The organism is Cronobacter turicensis (assembly GCF_041222865.1).
Taxonomy (GTDB): domain Bacteria; phylum Pseudomonadota; class Gammaproteobacteria; order Enterobacterales; family Enterobacteriaceae; genus Cronobacter; species Cronobacter turicensis.
This window is the reverse complement of record NZ_CP165997.1, coordinates 1866048-1883545: the sequence shown is the minus strand read 5'-3', so window position 1 is coordinate 1883545 and position 17498 is coordinate 1866048. Positions and strand designations below refer to the sequence as shown.

Genomic DNA, 17498 nt, shown 5'->3' with positions numbered 1-17498 from the left:
CCCTTGCGATTATAACGGGTCCACCTTCAGACAGGAAACCGCATGGCGGAAACTGCCTTCCAGCACCGGACGCGTCTGGGCGCATTCCGGGCCGGCCATCGGGCAACGTGTGCGGAAAACGCAGCCCGACGGTGGATTGATAGGCGACGGCAGCTCGCCCTCAAGCAACTGAATGGTTTTATTCTTTTCGAGATCCGGGTCCGGGATTGGCACCGCCGACATCAGCGCGCGGGTATAAGGGTGCAGCGGATGATGATAAACCTCATCGTAGGTGCCAAGCTCCACGGCATGCCCCAGATACATCACCAGAACGCGATCGGAAATGTGCTTCACCACGGCGAGATCGTGGGCGATAAAAATCAGCGACAGTCCCATTTCACGCTGCAGTTTCTGCAGCAGGTTCACCACCTGCGCCTGAATGGATACGTCGAGCGCGGAGACCGGTTCGTCGCAGATAATCAGCTTCGGCTCAAGGATCAGCGCGCGGGCGATGCCGATACGCTGGCACTGGCCGCCGGAAAACTCATGCGGATAGCGGTTAACCAGGTTTGGCAGCAGGCCCACTTTCATCATCATCGCTTTGACGCGGTCACGCACTTCCTGACGCGGCATTTTCGGATGATAGGTGCGCAGCGGCTCGGCGATGATATCGCCAATCGTCATACGCGGGTTCAGTGACGCCAGCGGATCCTGGAAAATCATCTGGATGTCGCTGCGTACATCGCGCCACTCTTCCTGCTTCATGCCCAGCAGATCTTTGCCAAGCCACGCCACGCGGCCGCTGGTGGCTTTCACCAGACCAATAATCGCGCGCGCGAACGTGGATTTTCCGCAGCCGGATTCCCCTACCACGCCCAGCGTTTCGCCCTCATACAGGCGCAGCGTGACGCCGTCGACCGCTTTTAACGTTTTGGACGGCTGCCAGAACCACTGTTTGCCGTCTTTAATGTCGAAATGCACCTTGAGATCGGCCACTTCGAGCAGAACTTTTCTCTCTTCAGCTACGGTGCTCATTTCAGCTCCTCCACCGGTTTAAAGCAGGCGCGCAGGCGGCCAGGGGCGAACGCTTCCAGCGGCGGCGTCGTGCTGCAAATTTCCATCGCGTGCGGACAGCGCGGCTGGAACGGACACCCTTTCGGCAGTCGCAGCAGGTTCGGCGGGTTACCCGGAATAGTGAGCAGAGATTCGCCTTCCGCGTCGAGGCGCGGGACGGCGTTGAGCAGACCGATGGAATACGGGTGCGCCGGATCGTAGAACACGTCGCGCGCTGCGCCATATTCCATGGTGCGGCCCGCATACATCACCAGCACTTTATTACAGATGCCCGCGACCACGCCGAGGTCGTGGGTGATCATAATAATAGCGGTGTTGAATTCACGCTTAAGCTCATTCAGCAGCGTCATGATCTGCGCCTGAACGGTCACGTCGAGCGCGGTGGTCGGCTCATCGGCAATCAGGAGCTTAGGACGACACAGCAGCGCCATGGCGATCATCACGCGCTGGCGCATACCGCCGGAGAATTCATGCGGATACATGCGCATGCGCTTACGCGCTTCCGGCATTTTAACCGCGTCCAGCATTCGGACCGATTCCTCAAACGCTTCGGCTTTGCTCATGCTCTTATGCAGCATCAACACTTCCATCAGCTGCTCGCCAACACGCATATACGGGTTCAGCGAGGTCATCGGATCCTGGAAAATCATCGAAATCTGCTCGGCGCGCAGGCGGTTTAACTCGCGCTCCGGCAGGTTGAGGATTTCACGGCCGTTGAACTTCGCCGACCCGCCGATGCGGCCGTTGGCGGCAAGCAGGCCCATCAGCGCGAACGCCGTCTGAGATTTGCCGGAGCCGGATTCGCCGACGATGCCAAGCGTTTCCCCGGCGCGCAGGCTGAAGTTCAGGTCGTTGACGGCGGTGACATCGCCATCCGGAGTTTCAAATGTGACGCGTAAATCTTTAACGTCAAGCAGCGTCGCTTGAGACGCCGCGGTCTGTTGCGGCGCAGAGAGTTCAATGGTGCTCATGGCGGCACTCCTTAACGATCTTTCGGGTCGAGGGCATCACGCAGGCCATCGCCGATAAAGTTAAAACAAAACAGGGTGACCACCAGGAAACCCGCCGGGAAGAGCAGCAGCCAGGGCGATACTTCCATCGAGTTGGCGCCATCGCTCAGCAGCGCGCCCCAGGAGCTAAGCGGCTCCTGCGTACCGAGGCCGAGGAAGCTTAAGAAAGATTCAAAAAGGATCATGCTTGGCACCAGCAGGGAGGCGTAAACCACCACCACGCCCAGCACGTTTGGTACGATATGACGCACCACGATATTTGCCGTCGACACGCCGCCCACCTGGGCTGCCTCGATGAACTCTTTACGTTTCAGGCTCAGCGTCTGACCGCGAACGATACGCGCCATATCAAGCCAGGAAACCATCCCGATAGCGACGAAAATCAGCAGGATATTTTGACCAAAAAAGGTCACCAGCAGAATCACGAAGAACATGAACGGGAAGGAGTTGAGGATCTCCAGCAGACGCATCATGACCGAATCCACTTTGCCGCCGAGATAGCCGGAAAGCGAACCGTAAAGCGTGCCGACAATCACCGCCACCAGCGCCGCCGCGACGCCGACCATCAGCGAGATACGCCCGCCAATCGCGACGCGCACCAGCAGATCGCGCCCGGAAGAGTCGGTGCCGAACCAGTGGCCGGATTCGGTATCCGGCGGGCTCGACATCATGCCCCAGTCGGTATCGAAGTAACTGAACTGCGACAGCATCGGCGCAAGGGTCACGAACAGCGCAATCAGCACCAGAACAATCAAACTCGCGACCGCCGCGCGGTTATGCATAAAGCGACGGCGGGCGTCCTGCCACAGGCTACGTCCTTCTACTTCCAGTTTTTCACTGAAGTTTTCCAGCGCCTCGCTGTTTTTCTTACTCAACATCATGGCGTGCTCCAGTGTCAGTAACGAATTTTCGGATCGATAACGGCATACAGCACATCGACGATCGCGTTAAACAGAATGGTCAGCGCGCCGACCAGAATCGTCAGGCTCAGTACCAGCGAGTAGTCGCGGTTCAGCGCGCCGTTCACGAACAGCTGGCCGATGCCCGGCAGGCCGTAGATGGTTTCGATTACCATCGAACCGGTGATGATCCCGACAAATGCCGGCCCCAGATAGGAGAGCACCGGCAGCAGCGCAGGCTTCAGCGCGTGACGCAGTATAATGCGGCGCATCGGCAGCCCTTTGGCGCGGGCGGTACGAATAAAGTTGGAGTGCAACACTTCGATCATCGAACCGCGGGTGATACGCGCGATACTGGCGATGTAAGCCAGCGACAGCGCGACCATCGGCAGGATCATGAATTTCAGCGCCCCGCCGTTCCAGCCGCCGCCCGGCAACCAGTGCAGCGTAATGGCAAAGATCATGACCAGCAGCGGCGCGACCACGAAGCTCGGTATGACCACGCCCGTCATCGCCACCCCCATGACGGCGAAATCCCATTTCGTGTTTTGCTTGAGCGCGGCCATAACACCTGCCGCTACGCCTAAAATAACGGCCAGTAAAAACGCCGCAGCCCCTAATTTCGCAGAAACCGGGAAACTGGAAGCCACCAGATCGTTAACCGAATAGTCCTTATATTTAAAGGACGGACCGAAATCACCTTTCGCCAGTTGCTTCAGATAATTGAAGTACTGGGTCATGATGGGGTCATTAAGATGATATTTTGCCTCGATATTCGCCATCACTTCCGGCGGCAAATTACGTTCGCCGGTAAAAGGACTCCCCGGCGCGAGACGCATCATAAAGAAGGAAATAGTAATAAGGATAAACAGCGTCGGAATCGCTTCCAGACAGCGACGTAAAATAAATTTCAACATTGCCCGTACCTTCTGGCGTGTGCCTTTGACTCACGGAAAAATAAGACACAGTGGGGCAGAAGATCCTGCCCCACGAATTGCCATTAATGTTTGATAATATACAGGTTTTTAACGTAGACATTATCCAGCGGGTCTTTACCGGTATAACCACCTACCCACGGTTTCACCAGACGGGCGTTCACGTAGTAATAGACCGGCACGATGACGGAATCTTTATCCAGTTGCTGCTCCGCTTTATTGTAGAGTTCGCTGCGCTGGCTTTCGTCGCTCACCTGCAGCGTTTCCTGCATCACTTTATCGAACGCTTCGCTCTTGTAATGCGAGGTATTGTTTGAGCTGTTGGACAGCATGGTGTTCAGGAAGGACGTCGGTTCGTTGTAATCCGCACACCAGCCCGCACGCGCCACGTCAAAGTTGCCCTGATGACGGGTATCCAGGAAGGTTTTCCACTCCTGGTTTTCCAGTTTCACGTTCACGCCCAGGTTTTTCTTCCAGATGGACGCAGCCGCAATCGCCAGTTTTTTGTGCAGATCGGAGGTGTTGTAAAGCAGATCGAATGTCAGCGGCTTGTCGGCGGTATAGCCCGCTTCGGCCAGCAGTTTTTTCGCTTCGGCGTTACGTTGTTCCTGGGTCATTTTGAACCAGGCCGGTTCGGTGAATTTCGCACCGTCGGTGTAAGGCGGGGTGTAACCATAGGCTGGCAGGTCGCCCTGGTTTTTCACTTTATGGACGATGATATCGCGATCCAGACCCAGCTTCAGCGCGGTACGTACGCGCGGATCGTTAAACGGCGCTTTCTGGTTGTTGATTTCGTAATAGTAAGTGCACAGATACGGGTCGACGTGCACTTCTTTCGGGATCTCTTTTTTCAGCTTCTGGAACAGTTCAATCGGCATGTTGTTATAGGTCATGTCGATTTCGCCGCTGCGGTAGCGGTTAACGTCGGTGACTTCAGAAGAGATAGGCAGATAGGTCACTTCGTTGATAACGGTTTTCGCGTTATCCCAGTAGTTGGTGTTGCGCTCAAGCACGATGCGCTCGTTCACCACCCAGGATTTCAGTTTGTACGCGCCGTTAGACACGATGTTCACCGGCTGGGTCCATTTCTCGCCAAATTTCTCAACGGTGGCTTTAGGCACCGGAGACATTGAAGAGTGCACCAGCAGTTTGTAGAAATACGGGACCGGCTCGCTGAGGGTCACTTCCAGCGTATGGTCGTCGATCGCTTTTACGCCAAGATCGGTGGCAGGTTTTTTACCGGCGATGATGTCGTCGATATTGGTAATATGACCGTATTGCAGATAGCTTTCATACGGAGAAGCGGTTTTCGGGTCAGCCAGGCGCTGCCAGCTGTAGACGAAATCCTGTGCCGTAACCGGCTCGCCGTTGGACCATTTGGCGTCTTTACGCAGATGGAAGGTCCAGACTTTAAAATCTTTGTTTTCCCACTTTTCGGCAACGCCCGCGCTCGGGTGGCCTTCCACATCCGTTACCAGCAGGCCTTCGAACAGGTCGCGGTTGATGTTGGACTCAGGCACGCCTTCAATTTTATGCGGGTCAAGCGACTGCACTTCTGAACCGTTGTTGCGCACCAGCGTTTGTTTTTCCGCCAGTTGCACACCCGCAGGAATATTCGCAGCCATTGCGTTTCCCGCGATTAGCGCAGAAAGAATTCCCGCTGCTACCAGACTTTTTTTTGTGATGATGGACATTGTGTTGGTACTCCACTCATTATTATTACTGACGAAAGTCAGCCCGTTCTCCCCTGATGGGGACCTGTGCAGCGCAGGAGCTTTCGCGTCCGCCAGGTGGTTTTTCTTTTTTACTACGTGCTATCACCGACTTTATTTATCACGGCTGCTCTCTGGCAGCCTGGCGTCGATTCTTTTGCTGCCCTTCCCTGTTTAAGGACAGTCTCTTTTCGCGCTACCTGTTGAGAGAAAGCGCTTTCATACGAAAATCATTCTCGTCTGCTGATAATTCGCAGGCAAATGTTTTGCCGGAAAGTATCAAATGCGTGAATTGTGCGCCAATACAATTTACAAATTTGTTAACCGCTTCTCTTTTGTCGCGAAAGATGTCGTCGCGGCAACCCATCAAGAAACCGCGATTTTTGCCTTTTTTACAATTATTATCAGTCAGTTAACCCAATTCTACGCTGAAGGTGCGGCGTGTCACTTCGCTCACAGCGCATCACAACATAAAATTAACAATTGAACAAAAATTAGCACATTTATCTGCAGTGGTGATGAATTTACTAATATCATTTCGTTAAACCCGCATCAATACTCAAAGTATCATGTGATAAAAATAACAGACTGATTGCTTTATTTATGAACGCACAAGAGGTTACTGATACTGTAATTCATTGTTTTAATAATGCTTTGCGAGATATCAGATAAAGTTATGAAGAAAAAAGCGTGATGAGGAAGGTTATAGGAAATGCTAATACTAAAAGAAAAAAGCGAAGCTTCCGCTCCGCTTTTCTTAAGAAATAAAATGACTAACTTACCAGGCCCGGAAAGAGCGCTTTAATCCCCGTCACAATAAATTCAATGCCCAGGGCCATCAGCAACAGGCCCATGATACGGGTGATGACGTTGATGCCAGTCTGACCCAGCAGACGAACCAGCCATGGCGCCAGGCGGAACACGCCCCAGCAACAGGCGGCGAAAAGCGCAATCGCTAGGGTAAAGCCCAGCATATACTGCCAGCTGTGAAAGCGAGTGCCCCAGACGATCGTCGAGCTAATAGCCCCTGGCCCCGCCATGAGCGGCAACGCCAGCGGCACCACGCCAATGCTTTCGCGAATCGCGGTTTCTGACTTCTCCTGCTTATTCTGTTTATCCTCGCCGAGTTTTCCGCTAATCATCGACATCGCGATGGTAACGACCAGAATCCCGCCTGCGATCCGGAAGGAGTCAATCGAGATGCCGAACACCTGCAAGATGGCGTCGCCCAAAAAAAGTGACGTCCAGAGAATAATGGCGACCGAGAGGTTGGCAGTCAGGTTGGTTTTATTGCGCGCGGCCGCCGTCTGATAGCTGGTCATACTAATAAAGACAGGAATGATGCCCACCGGGTTTACCAGCGCGAACAAACCGATAAAAAATTTAAAAAATGTAGGCAAATCAAACAGCATAGAATTCAAGGGAAGCTCCGCAGATTGGTAGGGCGACGGCGTGCGTAATGTAATCCAAAACCCCAGGCTACGCTACGGCATTACACCTTTATACATTCCTGATCTCGCGCCCGTTTGACCGCGTCGACCTGTGTTATTATTTTGTTGAGTTTATGGCAGTTTTCATTTCCACAACTGTAGCAAATATATTAATCACCGCTGAATTGCCGTCATAAGGCCTGCTGAAAGGAGTCAGCATCGGGTTAAATTGATTTAGATCACGCTTTTGATAACCAGAAGTGAGTATCTTGATGATGCCGCCAGGGAGTAAAACATTTTCCAGAAAAATGTATTCAGGTAAGGCTCTTTTAGTAAATCAGCGGGGGTTTAGGGTCGTCGTACTGGTAAACCTGTCTGTAACGCACGCTGTTTGGGGCTGACTATACTGTGGTTTCGAGCAGATGATTTACTAAAAGAGTTTAACATTATCAGGAGAGCATTATGGCTGTTACTAATGTCGCTGAACTAAACGCCCTCGTAGAGCGCGTCAAGAAAGCCCAGCGTGAATATGCCAACTTCACCCAAGAACAGGTTGACAAAATCTTCCGCGCCGCCGCTCTGGCCGCTGCAGATGCTCGAATCCCCCTCGCTAAAATGGCCGTTGCCGAATCCGGAATGGGTATCGTCGAAGATAAAGTGATCAAAAACCACTTTGCTTCTGAATATATCTACAACGCCTATAAAGATGAGAAGACCTGCGGCATCCTCGATGAAGATGATACCTTCGGTACTATCACCATCGCTGAACCTATCGGTATTATCTGCGGTATCGTTCCGACGACTAACCCGACCTCTACCGCCATTTTTAAATCGCTGATCAGCCTCAAAACCCGTAACGCGATCATTTTCTCCCCGCATCCACGTGCGAAAGACGCAACCAATAAAGCTGCGGATATCGTACTGCAAGCGGCTATCGCAGCCGGCGCGCCGAAAGATCTGATCGGCTGGATTGACCAGCCTTCCGTTGAGCTGTCTAACGCGCTCATGCATCACCCGGATATCAACCTGATCCTGGCCACCGGTGGCCCAGGCATGGTGAAAGCAGCATACAGCTCCGGTAAACCGGCTATCGGTGTAGGCGCCGGTAACACCCCGGTGGTTATCGACGAAACTGCCGATATCAAACGTGCGGTCGCGTCTATCCTGATGTCCAAAACCTTCGACAACGGCGTTATCTGTGCATCAGAACAGTCCGTCATTGTTGTCGACTCTGCTTATGACGCGGTGCGCGAACGTTTTGCGAGCCACGGCGGCTACCTGCTGCAGGGCGCTGAACTGAAAGCCGTTCAAAATATCATCCTGAAAAATGGCGGTCTGAACGCAGCTATCGTTGGTCAACCGGCCGTTAAAATCGCGGAAATGGCAGGCATTACTGTGCCGTCCAGCACCAAGATTCTGATTGGTGAAGTTTCTCTGGTTGATGAAAGCGAGCCGTTCGCTCACGAGAAACTCTCCCCTACTCTTGCAATGTACCGCGCGAAAGATTTTGAAGATGCGGTAGAAAAAGCGGAAAAACTGGTAGCGATGGGCGGTATCGGTCACACCTCCTGCCTGTATACCGATCAGGATAACCAGCCAGCTCGCGTCTCCTTCTTCGGCGACAAAATGAAAACCGCGCGTATCCTTATCAACACGCCGGCTTCTCAGGGTGGTATCGGGGATCTCTACAACTTCAAGCTGGCACCGTCTCTGACGCTGGGTTGCGGCTCATGGGGTGGTAACTCCATCTCTGAAAACGTTGGTCCGAAACACCTGATCAACAAGAAAACCGTTGCTAAGCGAGCTGAAAACATGTTGTGGCATAAACTTCCGAAATCTATCTACTTCCGTCGCGGCTCACTGCCGATTGCGCTGGATGAAGTGATTACTGATGGTCACAAACGCGCCATGATCGTGACTGACCGCTTCCTGTTTAACAACGGCTACGCCGATCAGATCACCTCTGTGCTGAAAGCTGCTGGCGTTGAAACTGAAGTGTTCTTTGAAGTCGAAGCTGACCCGACCCTGAGCGTAGTTCGCAAAGGCGCCGAGCTGATGAACTCCTTTAAACCGGACGTTATCATCGCGCTGGGCGGCGGCTCCCCGATGGATGCTGCGAAAATCATGTGGGTCATGTATGAGCACCCGGAAACCCACTTCGAAGAACTGGCGCTGCGCTTTATGGATATCCGTAAACGTATCTACAAGTTCCCGAAAATGGGCGTGAAAGCGAAAATGATCGCTGTTACCACCACCTCCGGTACCGGTTCTGAAGTGACCCCGTTTGCGGTGGTTACCGACGACGAAACCGGCCAGAAATATCCGCTGGCGGACTACGCGCTGACCCCGGATATGGCGATTGTCGACGCCAACCTGGTGATGGATATGCCGAAATCGCTCTGCGCGTTCGGTGGTCTGGATGCGGTAACCCACGCGCTGGAAGCTTACGTTTCTGTACTGGCGTCTGAATTCTCCGATGGCCAGGCGCTGCAGGCTCTGAAACTGCTGAAAGAAAACCTGCCGGCGTCCTACCATGAAGGTTCGAAAAACCCGGTTGCGCGTGAACGTGTTCACAGTGCCGCGACCATCGCCGGTATCGCGTTTGCGAACGCCTTCCTGGGCGTGTGCCACTCCATGGCGCATAAACTGGGTTCGCAGTTCCATATTCCGCACGGTCTGGCGAACGCCCTGCTGATCTCCAACGTTATCCGCTATAACGCGAACGATAACCCGACCAAGCAGACCGCTTTCAGCCAGTACGACCGTCCGCAAGCGCGCCGTCGTTATGCTGAAGTTGCCGACCACCTGGGTCTCTCTGCTCCGGGCGACCGTACCGCCGCGAAAATTGAGAAACTGCTGGCATGGCTGGAAAGCATCAAAGCAGAGCTGGGTATTCCGAAATCTATCCGCGAAGCAGGCGTTCAGGAAGCTGACTTCCTGGCCAATGTCGATAAGCTGTCTGAAGATGCCTTCGATGACCAGTGTACTGGCGCTAACCCGCGCTATCCGCTGATTTCCGAGCTGAAACAGATCCTGCTGGATAGCTTCTACGGCCGTGAGTACAAAGAAGGCGTTGAAACAGTTCAGGCCGAAGCCGCACCTGCTGTAAAAGCTGACAAAAAAGCGAAGAAAACCGTTTAAGATTATTATCTGAACGTAAAAACCCGCCGCCTGGCGGGTTTTTTTTGCCCTGCGAAAATCAGTCAGGCGCGCTGCGCAGCGCGCGTATCAGAAACGCGGCTAATCAATGCCGCACAACCTGTCCTTTGTAGCACCTCAGCTTTTATATACCCACGCAGCCTGATATACGTCGTACCGACCTGTAGACCACTACGCGAACACGCCAGCCTCTACTCCATAAAAAAGCCTCAGCGCGTCTCTGAGGCTTTTTCTGACAGGGTCCCAGGGGAATAACGTTAACGTGTTAATGCCCCTGTACGGCCTTTAAAGAGCCCTTCTCAAGCGCTTCTTTATAATGCTTACGACACACCGACACATAACGTTCATTCCCGCCAATGACGACTTGTTCACCTTCATTATAAGGCCGGCCTTCATGGTCAAGACGAAGCACCATGCCCGCCTTACGACCGCAAAAACAGACGGTTTTCAGTTCCACCAGTTTATCCGACCACGCCAGCAGATACTGACTGCCTCCAAAGAGTTCGCCACGAAAATCAGTACGCAGGCCATAACAGAGCACGGGAATATCCAGCTTATCGACCACTTCAGACAGCGCATAAACCTGCTCACGCGTTAAAAACTGGCTTTCATCCACCAGTACGCAATGAACCGGGGCCTCCTGGTGGGCGTCGCGAATATCTTCGAATAAAGATGTCTGAGCATTATAAAGCCGCGCGGGCGAGGATAATCCTATACGGGAACTCACCTTCCCGGCGCCAAAACGATCGTCAATTTCCGCCGTATAAACCAGCGTGCGCATTCCCCTTTCCTGGTAGTTATATGACGACTGGAGTAATGCTGTCGATTTACCAGCATTCATTGCTGAATAGTAAAAATAAAGTTGCGCCATCTGCTCGATAACCCTGGCTAAAGTGTTGATACGTTGCCGCCAGTGTATCATATTCTCTGCGCCAGGCATCCCGCCGCCCAGACCCGGCGCAGACATATCTTATATAGTGATACGCGAAAGGAACAACGCTCCACACTTTGAAACAAATTGCCTCTCATATTGTGGATAAAGTGTGGAGAGAGCAGCCATTTTAGCCAGTTAATCAAATAGGCATTGCTTGCTGACTATTCTAATAAAAGCCTGTCCTGGGCTACTGGAGGAACCACTAATACATAGGCAGGATATTTTTCTGGACCGATAATAATCCCTTAAAAAATGGTGTTTCTCTGGAGAATTGGAGCCTGACGCCGCGCAGGACGGCGCATTTTACCCCATCAACTTTGTGCGTCAGTTCAAGAAAAATTTAAGTGTCGCTTTTTTAAATGCGCACAAATAATCCGATATTTTGACTTCCTTACATTTCGGCCTATTGCAGAACTGAATTTAAGGCTCTATTATTACCTCAACACACCACCCCATTATAAGTTTGAGATTACTACAATGAGCGAAGCACTTAAAATTCTGAACAACATCCGTACTCTTCGTGCACAGGCGAGAGAATGTACTCTGGAAACTCTGGAAGAGATGCTGGAGAAATTAGAAGTGGTTGTAAATGAGCGCCGTGAAGAAGAAAGCGCCGCCGCTGCGGAAATCGAAGAACGTACCCGTAAATTACAGCAGTACCGTGAAATGCTGATTGCTGACGGTATTGACCCGAATGAATTGCTGAACAGCATGTCTGCCGCTAAAACCGGTACTAAAGCTAAACGTGCTGCACGCCCGGCTAAATATCGTTATACCGACGAAAACGGCGAAAGCAAAACCTGGACTGGCCAGGGCCGTACGCCTGCTGTGATCAAAAAAGCGATCGACGAGCAGGGTAAACAGCTGGACGATTTCCTGATCAAGGATTAATTCCGTTCAGGCAGTGCTTTTGGTGCTGTAAAAAATCCCGCCTCGGCGGGATTTTTGTTTTTTAGGCCTCTCACAGTAAGCAAGAGGCGCTCAGCGGCAATAGCTGCAGGGTTTACCCTTCAACGTTATAAAACCCTTTATACCACTCTACAAAGCGTTTAACGCCCTCTTCTACCGAGGTCTGCGGCTTAAAGCCAATAACTTTATACAGCGCGGACGTATCAGCACTCGTTTCGAGCACATCACCCGGCTGCATCGGCAGCATATTTTTCTGCGCTTCTTTGCCAAGGGCTTTTTCGAGAGCGGAAATATAATCCATTAACGCAACGGGAGAACTGTTGCCGATATTATAAACACGATATGGTGCTGAGCTGGTGGCCGGAGAGCCGTTTTCCACCGTCCATTGCGGATCAGCCTGCGGAATGACATCCTGCAAACGGACAATCGCCTCAGCAATATCGTCGATATAAGTAAAATCGCGTCGCATCTGGCCGTGATTATAAACGTCAATGCTGCTGCCTTTGACAATTGCCTGGGTAAATTTAAACAACGCCATATCCGGACGACCCCAGGGGCCATATACGGTGAAAAAGCGCAGCCCTGTTGTCGGCAGACCATACAAATGCGAATAAGTATGCGACATCAGCTCATTGGCTTTTTTCGTAGCCGCATATAAAGAGACCGGATGATCGACAGAATCGTCGGTGGAAAAAGGCATTTTACGGTTCAGCCCGTAAACGGAACTGGAAGACGCGTATAATAAATGCTCAACTTTATGGTGACGACACCCTTCCAGCACGTTTAAATGCCCCGTCAGGTTGGCATCCGCATAAGCGTGAGGATTTTCCAGCGAATAACGCACGCCTGCCTGCGCAGCCAGATGAATGACGCGTTGCGGCTGGTGCTGAGCAAATAACGTTTCCATCGCCTGGCGATCTGCCAGATCAATTTTTTCGAAATGAAAGGCGCTATGTTGTTTAAGAAGATTGAGGCGGGCGAGTTTGAGGTTGACGTCATAATAATCATTCAGGTTATCGATACCGATAACCTGGTGACCGGCTGCCAGCAGACGTTCGCTAACATGAAAACCAATAAAGCCTGCTGCGCCGGTAACCAGAAATTTCATACGATCCTCATTAATTATGCAATGTTAATGGACGCTCCACGGCCGATTGCATAATAAACAAAGCCGCGTTTGCTGAGCCTTGCCGGATCATACAGGTTACGGCCATCAAAGATAACCGGTTCTTTCAGGGAATTTTTGATGAAATCAAAATCCGGCGCGCGGAATGCCTGCCACTCGGTGCAGATAATCAACGCGTCCGCGCCCTGCAGCGCCGCTTCTTTAGTGCCCATCAAACGCAGATCTGCACGATGACCGTAAATACGCTGGGTTTCATCCATCGCTTCCGGATCGTAAGCCTGGACGGTCGCGCCATGTTTCCACAGCTCTTCCATCAGCACGCGGCTGGAGGCTTCGCGCATGTCATCGGTATTCGGTTTGAAAGAGAGACCCCACAGCGCGAAGGTTTTGCCTTCCAGATTTTCGCCGAAATGACGGCGGATAAACTCCGGCAGCTTCATCTTCTGATCGTTGTTGACGTCTTCTACCGCTTTCAGCAGACGCGGCACATAACCGATATGCTCAGAGGTACGGATCAGCGCCTGAACGTCTTTCGGGAAGCAAGAGCCGCCGTAGCCGCAGCCTGGATAAATAAAGTGATAGCCGATACGGGGATCGGAGCCGATACCCTGGCGCACTTTCTCGATATCCGCACCCAGGCGTTCCGCCAGGTTTGAGATCTCGTTCATAAAGCTGATTTTGGTCGCCAGCATGCAGTTGGCGGCATATTTGGTCAGCTCGGCGCTACGAATATCCATCAGGATCATACGATCGTGATTGCGGTTGAACGGCTCATAGAGCTCGCGCAGCAGTTCGACAACATCATCGTTGTCGGTACCCACCACGATACGCTCAGGACGCATGCAGTCAGCGACTGCCGCCCCTTCTTTGAGGAATTCCGGGTTGGAAACCACATCGAACGGGAAATCCGCGCCGCGCGCTTTCAGCGTTTCGCTCATCACCTGACGCACTTTATCGGCGGTACCGACCGGAACGGTGGATTTATCCAGCACGACTTTATGGCTGGTCATATGCTGAGCGATAGTGCGCGCCACAGCCGTGACATATTTCAGGTCAGCTGAGCCATCTTCATCCGGCGGCGTACCCACGGCGATAAACTGCATTACGCCGTGGTTAACCCCTTCCGCAGCGTCGGTGCTGAAATGCAGACGCCCTTCTTCGTAGTTTTTCTTCACCAGCGGCGTCAGGCCGGGCTCATAGATCGGGATAATCCCTTTCTTCAGGTTTTCAACCTTGTTGGCGTCAACGTCGATACACATGACGTCATGCCCAACTTCCGCCAGCACAGCGGCCTGTACCAGCCCTACGTAGCCAATACCAAATACGGTTACTTTCATTACGTTGTCCCGGGTGATTAATTACTTCTTGTCGCCGACGGTGTCGTTAAGCCAGGTTTTGAACTCTTCACCCAGCGTATTGTGGCGAATTCCGTATTCCACGAAGGCCTGCATGTAACCCAGTTTGTTGCCGCAGTCGTGGCTTTTGCCTTTCATGTGGTAGGCCTCGACGGTTTCTTTATCCATCAGCATCGCGATGGAGTCGGTCAGCTGGATCTCATCACCCGCTCCCGGAGGGGTTTTCGCCAGCAGAGGCCAGATGTCAGCGCCAAGCACGTAACGGCCGACAACCGCGAGGTTAGACGGCGCCACATCGGCTTTCGGTTTCTCAACGATGCCAACCATCGGCACGCTGTCGCCTGCCTGCAGCTGCGCGCCCTGGCAATCCACCACGCCGTACGCGGTCACGTCAGCCACCGGCTCAACCATGATTTGGCTGCGGCCTGTTTCGTCGAAACGCTTAATCATTTCCGCCAGGTTGTCCTGGGAGAGATCGGATTCAAACTCATCGAGGATAACGTCCGGCAGGATCACGGCCACCGGCTCGTTGCCGACCACCGGATGCGCGCACATTACCGCGTGACCCAGGCCTTTCGCGAGACCCTGACGCACCTGCATGATAGTCACGTGCGGCGGGCAGATGGACTGTACTTCTTCCAGCAGCTGGCGCTTAACGCGTTTTTCCAGCATCGCTTCAAGTTCAAAGCTGGTATCGAAGTGGTTTTCGATGGAGTTTTTTGAGGAGTGAGTGACCAGAACAATCTCAGTAATGCCAGCGGCAATACACTCATTAACGACATACTGAATTAACGGTTTATCCACCAGCGGCAGCATCTCTTTTGGAATCGCCTTCGTGGCCGGCAACATCCTGGTTCCTAATCCCGCAACCGGGATTACTGCTTTTTTCACTTTCGAATTAATGGCAGCCATTGAATATTCTCCTGGACTGTTCAAGTTTCACACTTGTTCGTCAATTAAAAACGCGTTCGAGTATATCAGTTAAAAAATGGGGAAAGAGTCTGAATACCCTTGTGTCATGGCAATTTAGGACAAATACGAAGAAAACTGACGCGATATTACCACCTGCGCAGATAGCCAAGAAAAGCTATCTGCATCAGATAAATCAAATGCTCATTCTGCAGACAACATGAGTCTTAAACGACCGCCAGCGCCCCAGACCTGACACTGCCAGGACTCGCAGCGCTGGCTGATTTGATTTAAGTAAGTATTGCCCAAAGTGCCCAAAGGAACACCGTTGCTGAGCTGAATTTGGTTATCTCCGGTATTTAACGTTGCGTTAAGACCGGCGGAGACTAATATGAGATTTTTTAATTCGCTGTGGTAATAACCCACCAGCAAAGGAAACTGTCCGTACAAATTCGCCTGGCGCAACAATTGATTTACCTGCTTAAGTAAAGCCCCAAGCTCAGGTAAACGCTGACGCTGTTGTGACAGTTGTTCCTGAAGTAATCCATTAAACAGCGCGCGTAATAACAGCGCGGCCAGCACGCCGTTGTCGCCGGCGCGCGTAACGTCGAGACAATAAAACGCCAGGTCGTTGTCGGAAATGGGCGCAATATCGAGCACCAGCCCCAGTTCGTCGGCGGCAACCAGCTGGCGATAATTGACGCGGCAGTGCGACATCACCTGTTGCACCGGCGGCTGTAACTCTTTGAGCAACTTCGCGGCGGCGTGAGGGTTGTTCACCAGCGCATCCCAGTCCTGAAACAGGCGCTCTTCTTCCTCGACGCGCGAGTTGAACATAGTGGGATAGAGACACGCGTAAACGGTTTCACGCAGCCGGTTAAAATCTTTGACGGGTTTTAGCAGCACATCCTGCACGCCAAGACGCAGCGCTTTGGCGATATCAGACATATTGTCGGTCGCGGAAATGACCAGAATGGGGATTTGATTGCCGTCGTTGCGCAGACGCTCAATGAGCTTCAGTCCATTCATTCGCGGCATTTCCAGATCGCAGATCAGCAGATCTGCCGCGGCGTCGTGCATTTTCTCCAGCGCGTCAACGCCATCTTCAGCAAGATGCGTCTCTGCGCCCAGCGATGAAAGCCATGCGTCAAGCATTGAACGAAAAACGGCTTCATCTTCAACGATGAGGATCTGTTTGCCGGCTAATGGTTGCGTCATCTCTCCCCCCCTGAATGACTTGTTGCCAAGTTTGGCATGCTGAGGCGGGCTGTGCCTGTCAGAATTGCCCGAAGAATGTCAACGCAACAGGAAGAAACATAACGCTTTTGCGCCTGGTGCAATGAAGCGGGGGTAATCGTGCCCTGTGACCAAAAGATAAACTGCAGCATGTGGATACTTTATTTTATACCTTTATGTAAGGCTAAGCCTTGCTGTGTGTTGGTTCGCCCCGGCATCAGGCGCCACGGGCGTAAAAGTCTGCATATCAGCGGCGGCGTGGCATCAAGGCCGTCGCTCGGTTAACATAGTGCCGCTGTGGCGTTTAACGCCTTAATTTTGTCCTCAAGGAGAAATCGTGTCGCAACTTTGTCCTTGCGGTAGCGCTCTGGAGTATAGCCTATGTTGCCAGCCTTATCTTTCTGGTAACAAGAGCGCAGCCCTCGCATCACAACTTATGCGCTCCCGATACTGCGCTTTCGTGATGAAAAATGCGCAATATCTGATAAAGACCTGGCATCCCGCCTGTGAGGCAGACCGCTTCCGCGCCGATATCGAAGCGGGCTTCGCTCATACGCAGTGGCTTGGCCTGACGATATTTGAAGAAGCGCCGGGTCATACCGAAAGCGAAGCGTACGTCAGTTTCGTGGCGCGTTTCCAGGAAAATGGCAAATCCGGCGCGATTATCGAGCGTTCGCGTTTTCTGAACGAAGAGGGCCGCTGGTACTATATCGACGGCACCCGCCCGGTGTTTGGACGCAACGATCCATGCCCCTGCGGCTCCGGGAAAAAATTTAAAAAGTGTTGCGGGCAATAACACCGCTGACTGACAACACACTGGCAAACCATCAA

15 protein-coding genes are annotated in these 17498 nt (G+C 52.5%); 4 read left to right on the top strand and 11 right to left on the bottom strand.

The features are described 5' to 3' along the window. Positions 1–9: 9 nt before the first annotated feature. The 5 genes from oppF to oppA form a co-directional block, all read right to left on the bottom strand. The gene (gene oppF, locus AB8W27_RS09045) at positions 10–1014 is read right to left on the bottom strand and encodes a murein tripeptide/oligopeptide ABC transporter ATP binding protein OppF (protein ID WP_015741475.1); all 1005 of its coding nucleotides are present in this window, start codon (positions 1012–1014) and stop codon (positions 10–12) included. Beyond that, positions 1011–2024 (bottom strand): ABC transporter ATP-binding protein, encoded by a 1014-nt coding sequence (locus tag AB8W27_RS09040; RefSeq protein WP_041923626.1) that lies wholly within the window; start codon positions 2022–2024, stop codon positions 1011–1013. Before AB8W27_RS09040 ends, oppF begins: the two co-directional genes overlap by 4 nt. Before the next feature lie 11 nt (positions 2025–2035). Continuing rightward, on the bottom strand, positions 2036–2944 hold the full coding sequence (gene oppC / locus AB8W27_RS09035; protein WP_007762018.1) for an oligopeptide ABC transporter permease OppC: 909 nt from the start codon (positions 2942–2944) through the stop codon (positions 2036–2038). Between the two features lie 14 nt (positions 2945–2958). Beyond that, positions 2959–3879 (bottom strand): oligopeptide ABC transporter permease OppB, encoded by a 921-nt coding sequence (oppB, locus tag AB8W27_RS09030; protein ID WP_007673995.1) that lies wholly within the window; start codon positions 3877–3879, stop codon positions 2959–2961. Between the two features lie 83 nt (positions 3880–3962). Further along, complete coding sequence (gene oppA, locus AB8W27_RS09025) at positions 3963–5591, bottom strand: oligopeptide ABC transporter substrate-binding protein OppA (protein ID WP_041923627.1); 1629 nt, start codon at positions 5589–5591, stop codon at positions 3963–3965. 301 nt (positions 5592–5892) lie between these two features. Between oppA and AB8W27_RS09020 the strand changes: the two genes are divergently transcribed. Beyond that, positions 5893–6096 carry a hypothetical protein gene (locus AB8W27_RS09020; RefSeq protein WP_015741479.1) on the top strand — a complete coding sequence of 68 codons (204 nt, stop codon included), beginning with the start codon at positions 5893–5895 and terminating at the stop codon, positions 6094–6096. Positions 6097–6382: 286 nt separating this feature from the next. Here the strand turns inward: AB8W27_RS09020 and AB8W27_RS09015 are convergent, their stop codons facing one another. Next, entirely contained in the window at positions 6383–7021 is a 639-nt protein-coding gene (locus AB8W27_RS09015; protein ID WP_007762025.1) for a YchE family NAAT transporter, read from the bottom strand. A 480-nt stretch (positions 7022–7501) separates the two neighbouring features. On the opposite strand from AB8W27_RS09015, the gene adhE reads away from it, so the two are divergent. Beyond that, entirely contained in the window at positions 7502–10180 is a 2679-nt protein-coding gene (gene adhE / locus AB8W27_RS09010; RefSeq protein ID WP_015741481.1) for a bifunctional acetaldehyde-CoA/alcohol dehydrogenase, read from the top strand. 283 nt (positions 10181–10463) lie between these two features. Here adhE and tdk read toward each other — a convergent pair whose 3' ends face one another. Beyond that, positions 10464–11069, bottom strand: a complete 606-nt coding sequence (tdk, locus tag AB8W27_RS09005) for a thymidine kinase (RefSeq protein ID WP_015741482.1) — start codon at positions 11067–11069, stop codon at positions 10464–10466. A gap of 540 nt (positions 11070–11609) precedes the next feature. On the opposite strand from tdk, the gene hns reads away from it, so the two are divergent. Next, on the top strand, positions 11610–12023 hold the full coding sequence (gene hns / locus AB8W27_RS09000) for a histone-like nucleoid-structuring protein H-NS (RefSeq protein WP_007679581.1): 414 nt from the start codon (positions 11610–11612) through the stop codon (positions 12021–12023). Between the two features lie 112 nt (positions 12024–12135). Here hns and AB8W27_RS08995 read toward each other — a convergent pair whose 3' ends face one another. The 4 genes from AB8W27_RS08995 to rssB all read right to left on the bottom strand — a co-directional run bounded on the left by AB8W27_RS08995 (position 12136) and on the right by rssB (position 16649). Then, entirely contained in the window at positions 12136–13149 is a 1014-nt protein-coding gene (locus tag AB8W27_RS08995) for an NAD-dependent epimerase (protein WP_015741483.1), read from the bottom strand. Between the two features lie 14 nt (positions 13150–13163). Next, positions 13164–14504, bottom strand: coding sequence for a UDP-glucose/GDP-mannose dehydrogenase family protein (locus AB8W27_RS08990; RefSeq protein WP_015741484.1), 1341 nt, complete (start codon positions 14502–14504; stop codon positions 13164–13166). A 21-nt stretch (positions 14505–14525) separates the two neighbouring features. Further along, a complete protein-coding gene (galU, locus tag AB8W27_RS08985) occupies positions 14526–15434 on the bottom strand; it encodes a UTP--glucose-1-phosphate uridylyltransferase GalU (protein ID WP_007762037.1) in 909 nt (302 codons plus the stop codon). Between the two features lie 201 nt (positions 15435–15635). After that, positions 15636–16649, bottom strand: a complete 1014-nt coding sequence (gene rssB / locus AB8W27_RS08980) for a two-component system response regulator RssB (RefSeq protein ID WP_015741486.1) — start codon at positions 16647–16649, stop codon at positions 15636–15638. Positions 16650–17004: 355 nt separating this feature from the next. Between rssB and AB8W27_RS08975 the strand changes: the two genes are divergently transcribed. Next, positions 17005–17463 carry a YchJ family protein gene (locus AB8W27_RS08975; RefSeq protein ID WP_071820297.1) on the top strand — a complete coding sequence of 153 codons (459 nt, stop codon included), beginning with the start codon at positions 17005–17007 and terminating at the stop codon, positions 17461–17463. Positions 17464–17498: the final 35 nt, after the last annotated feature.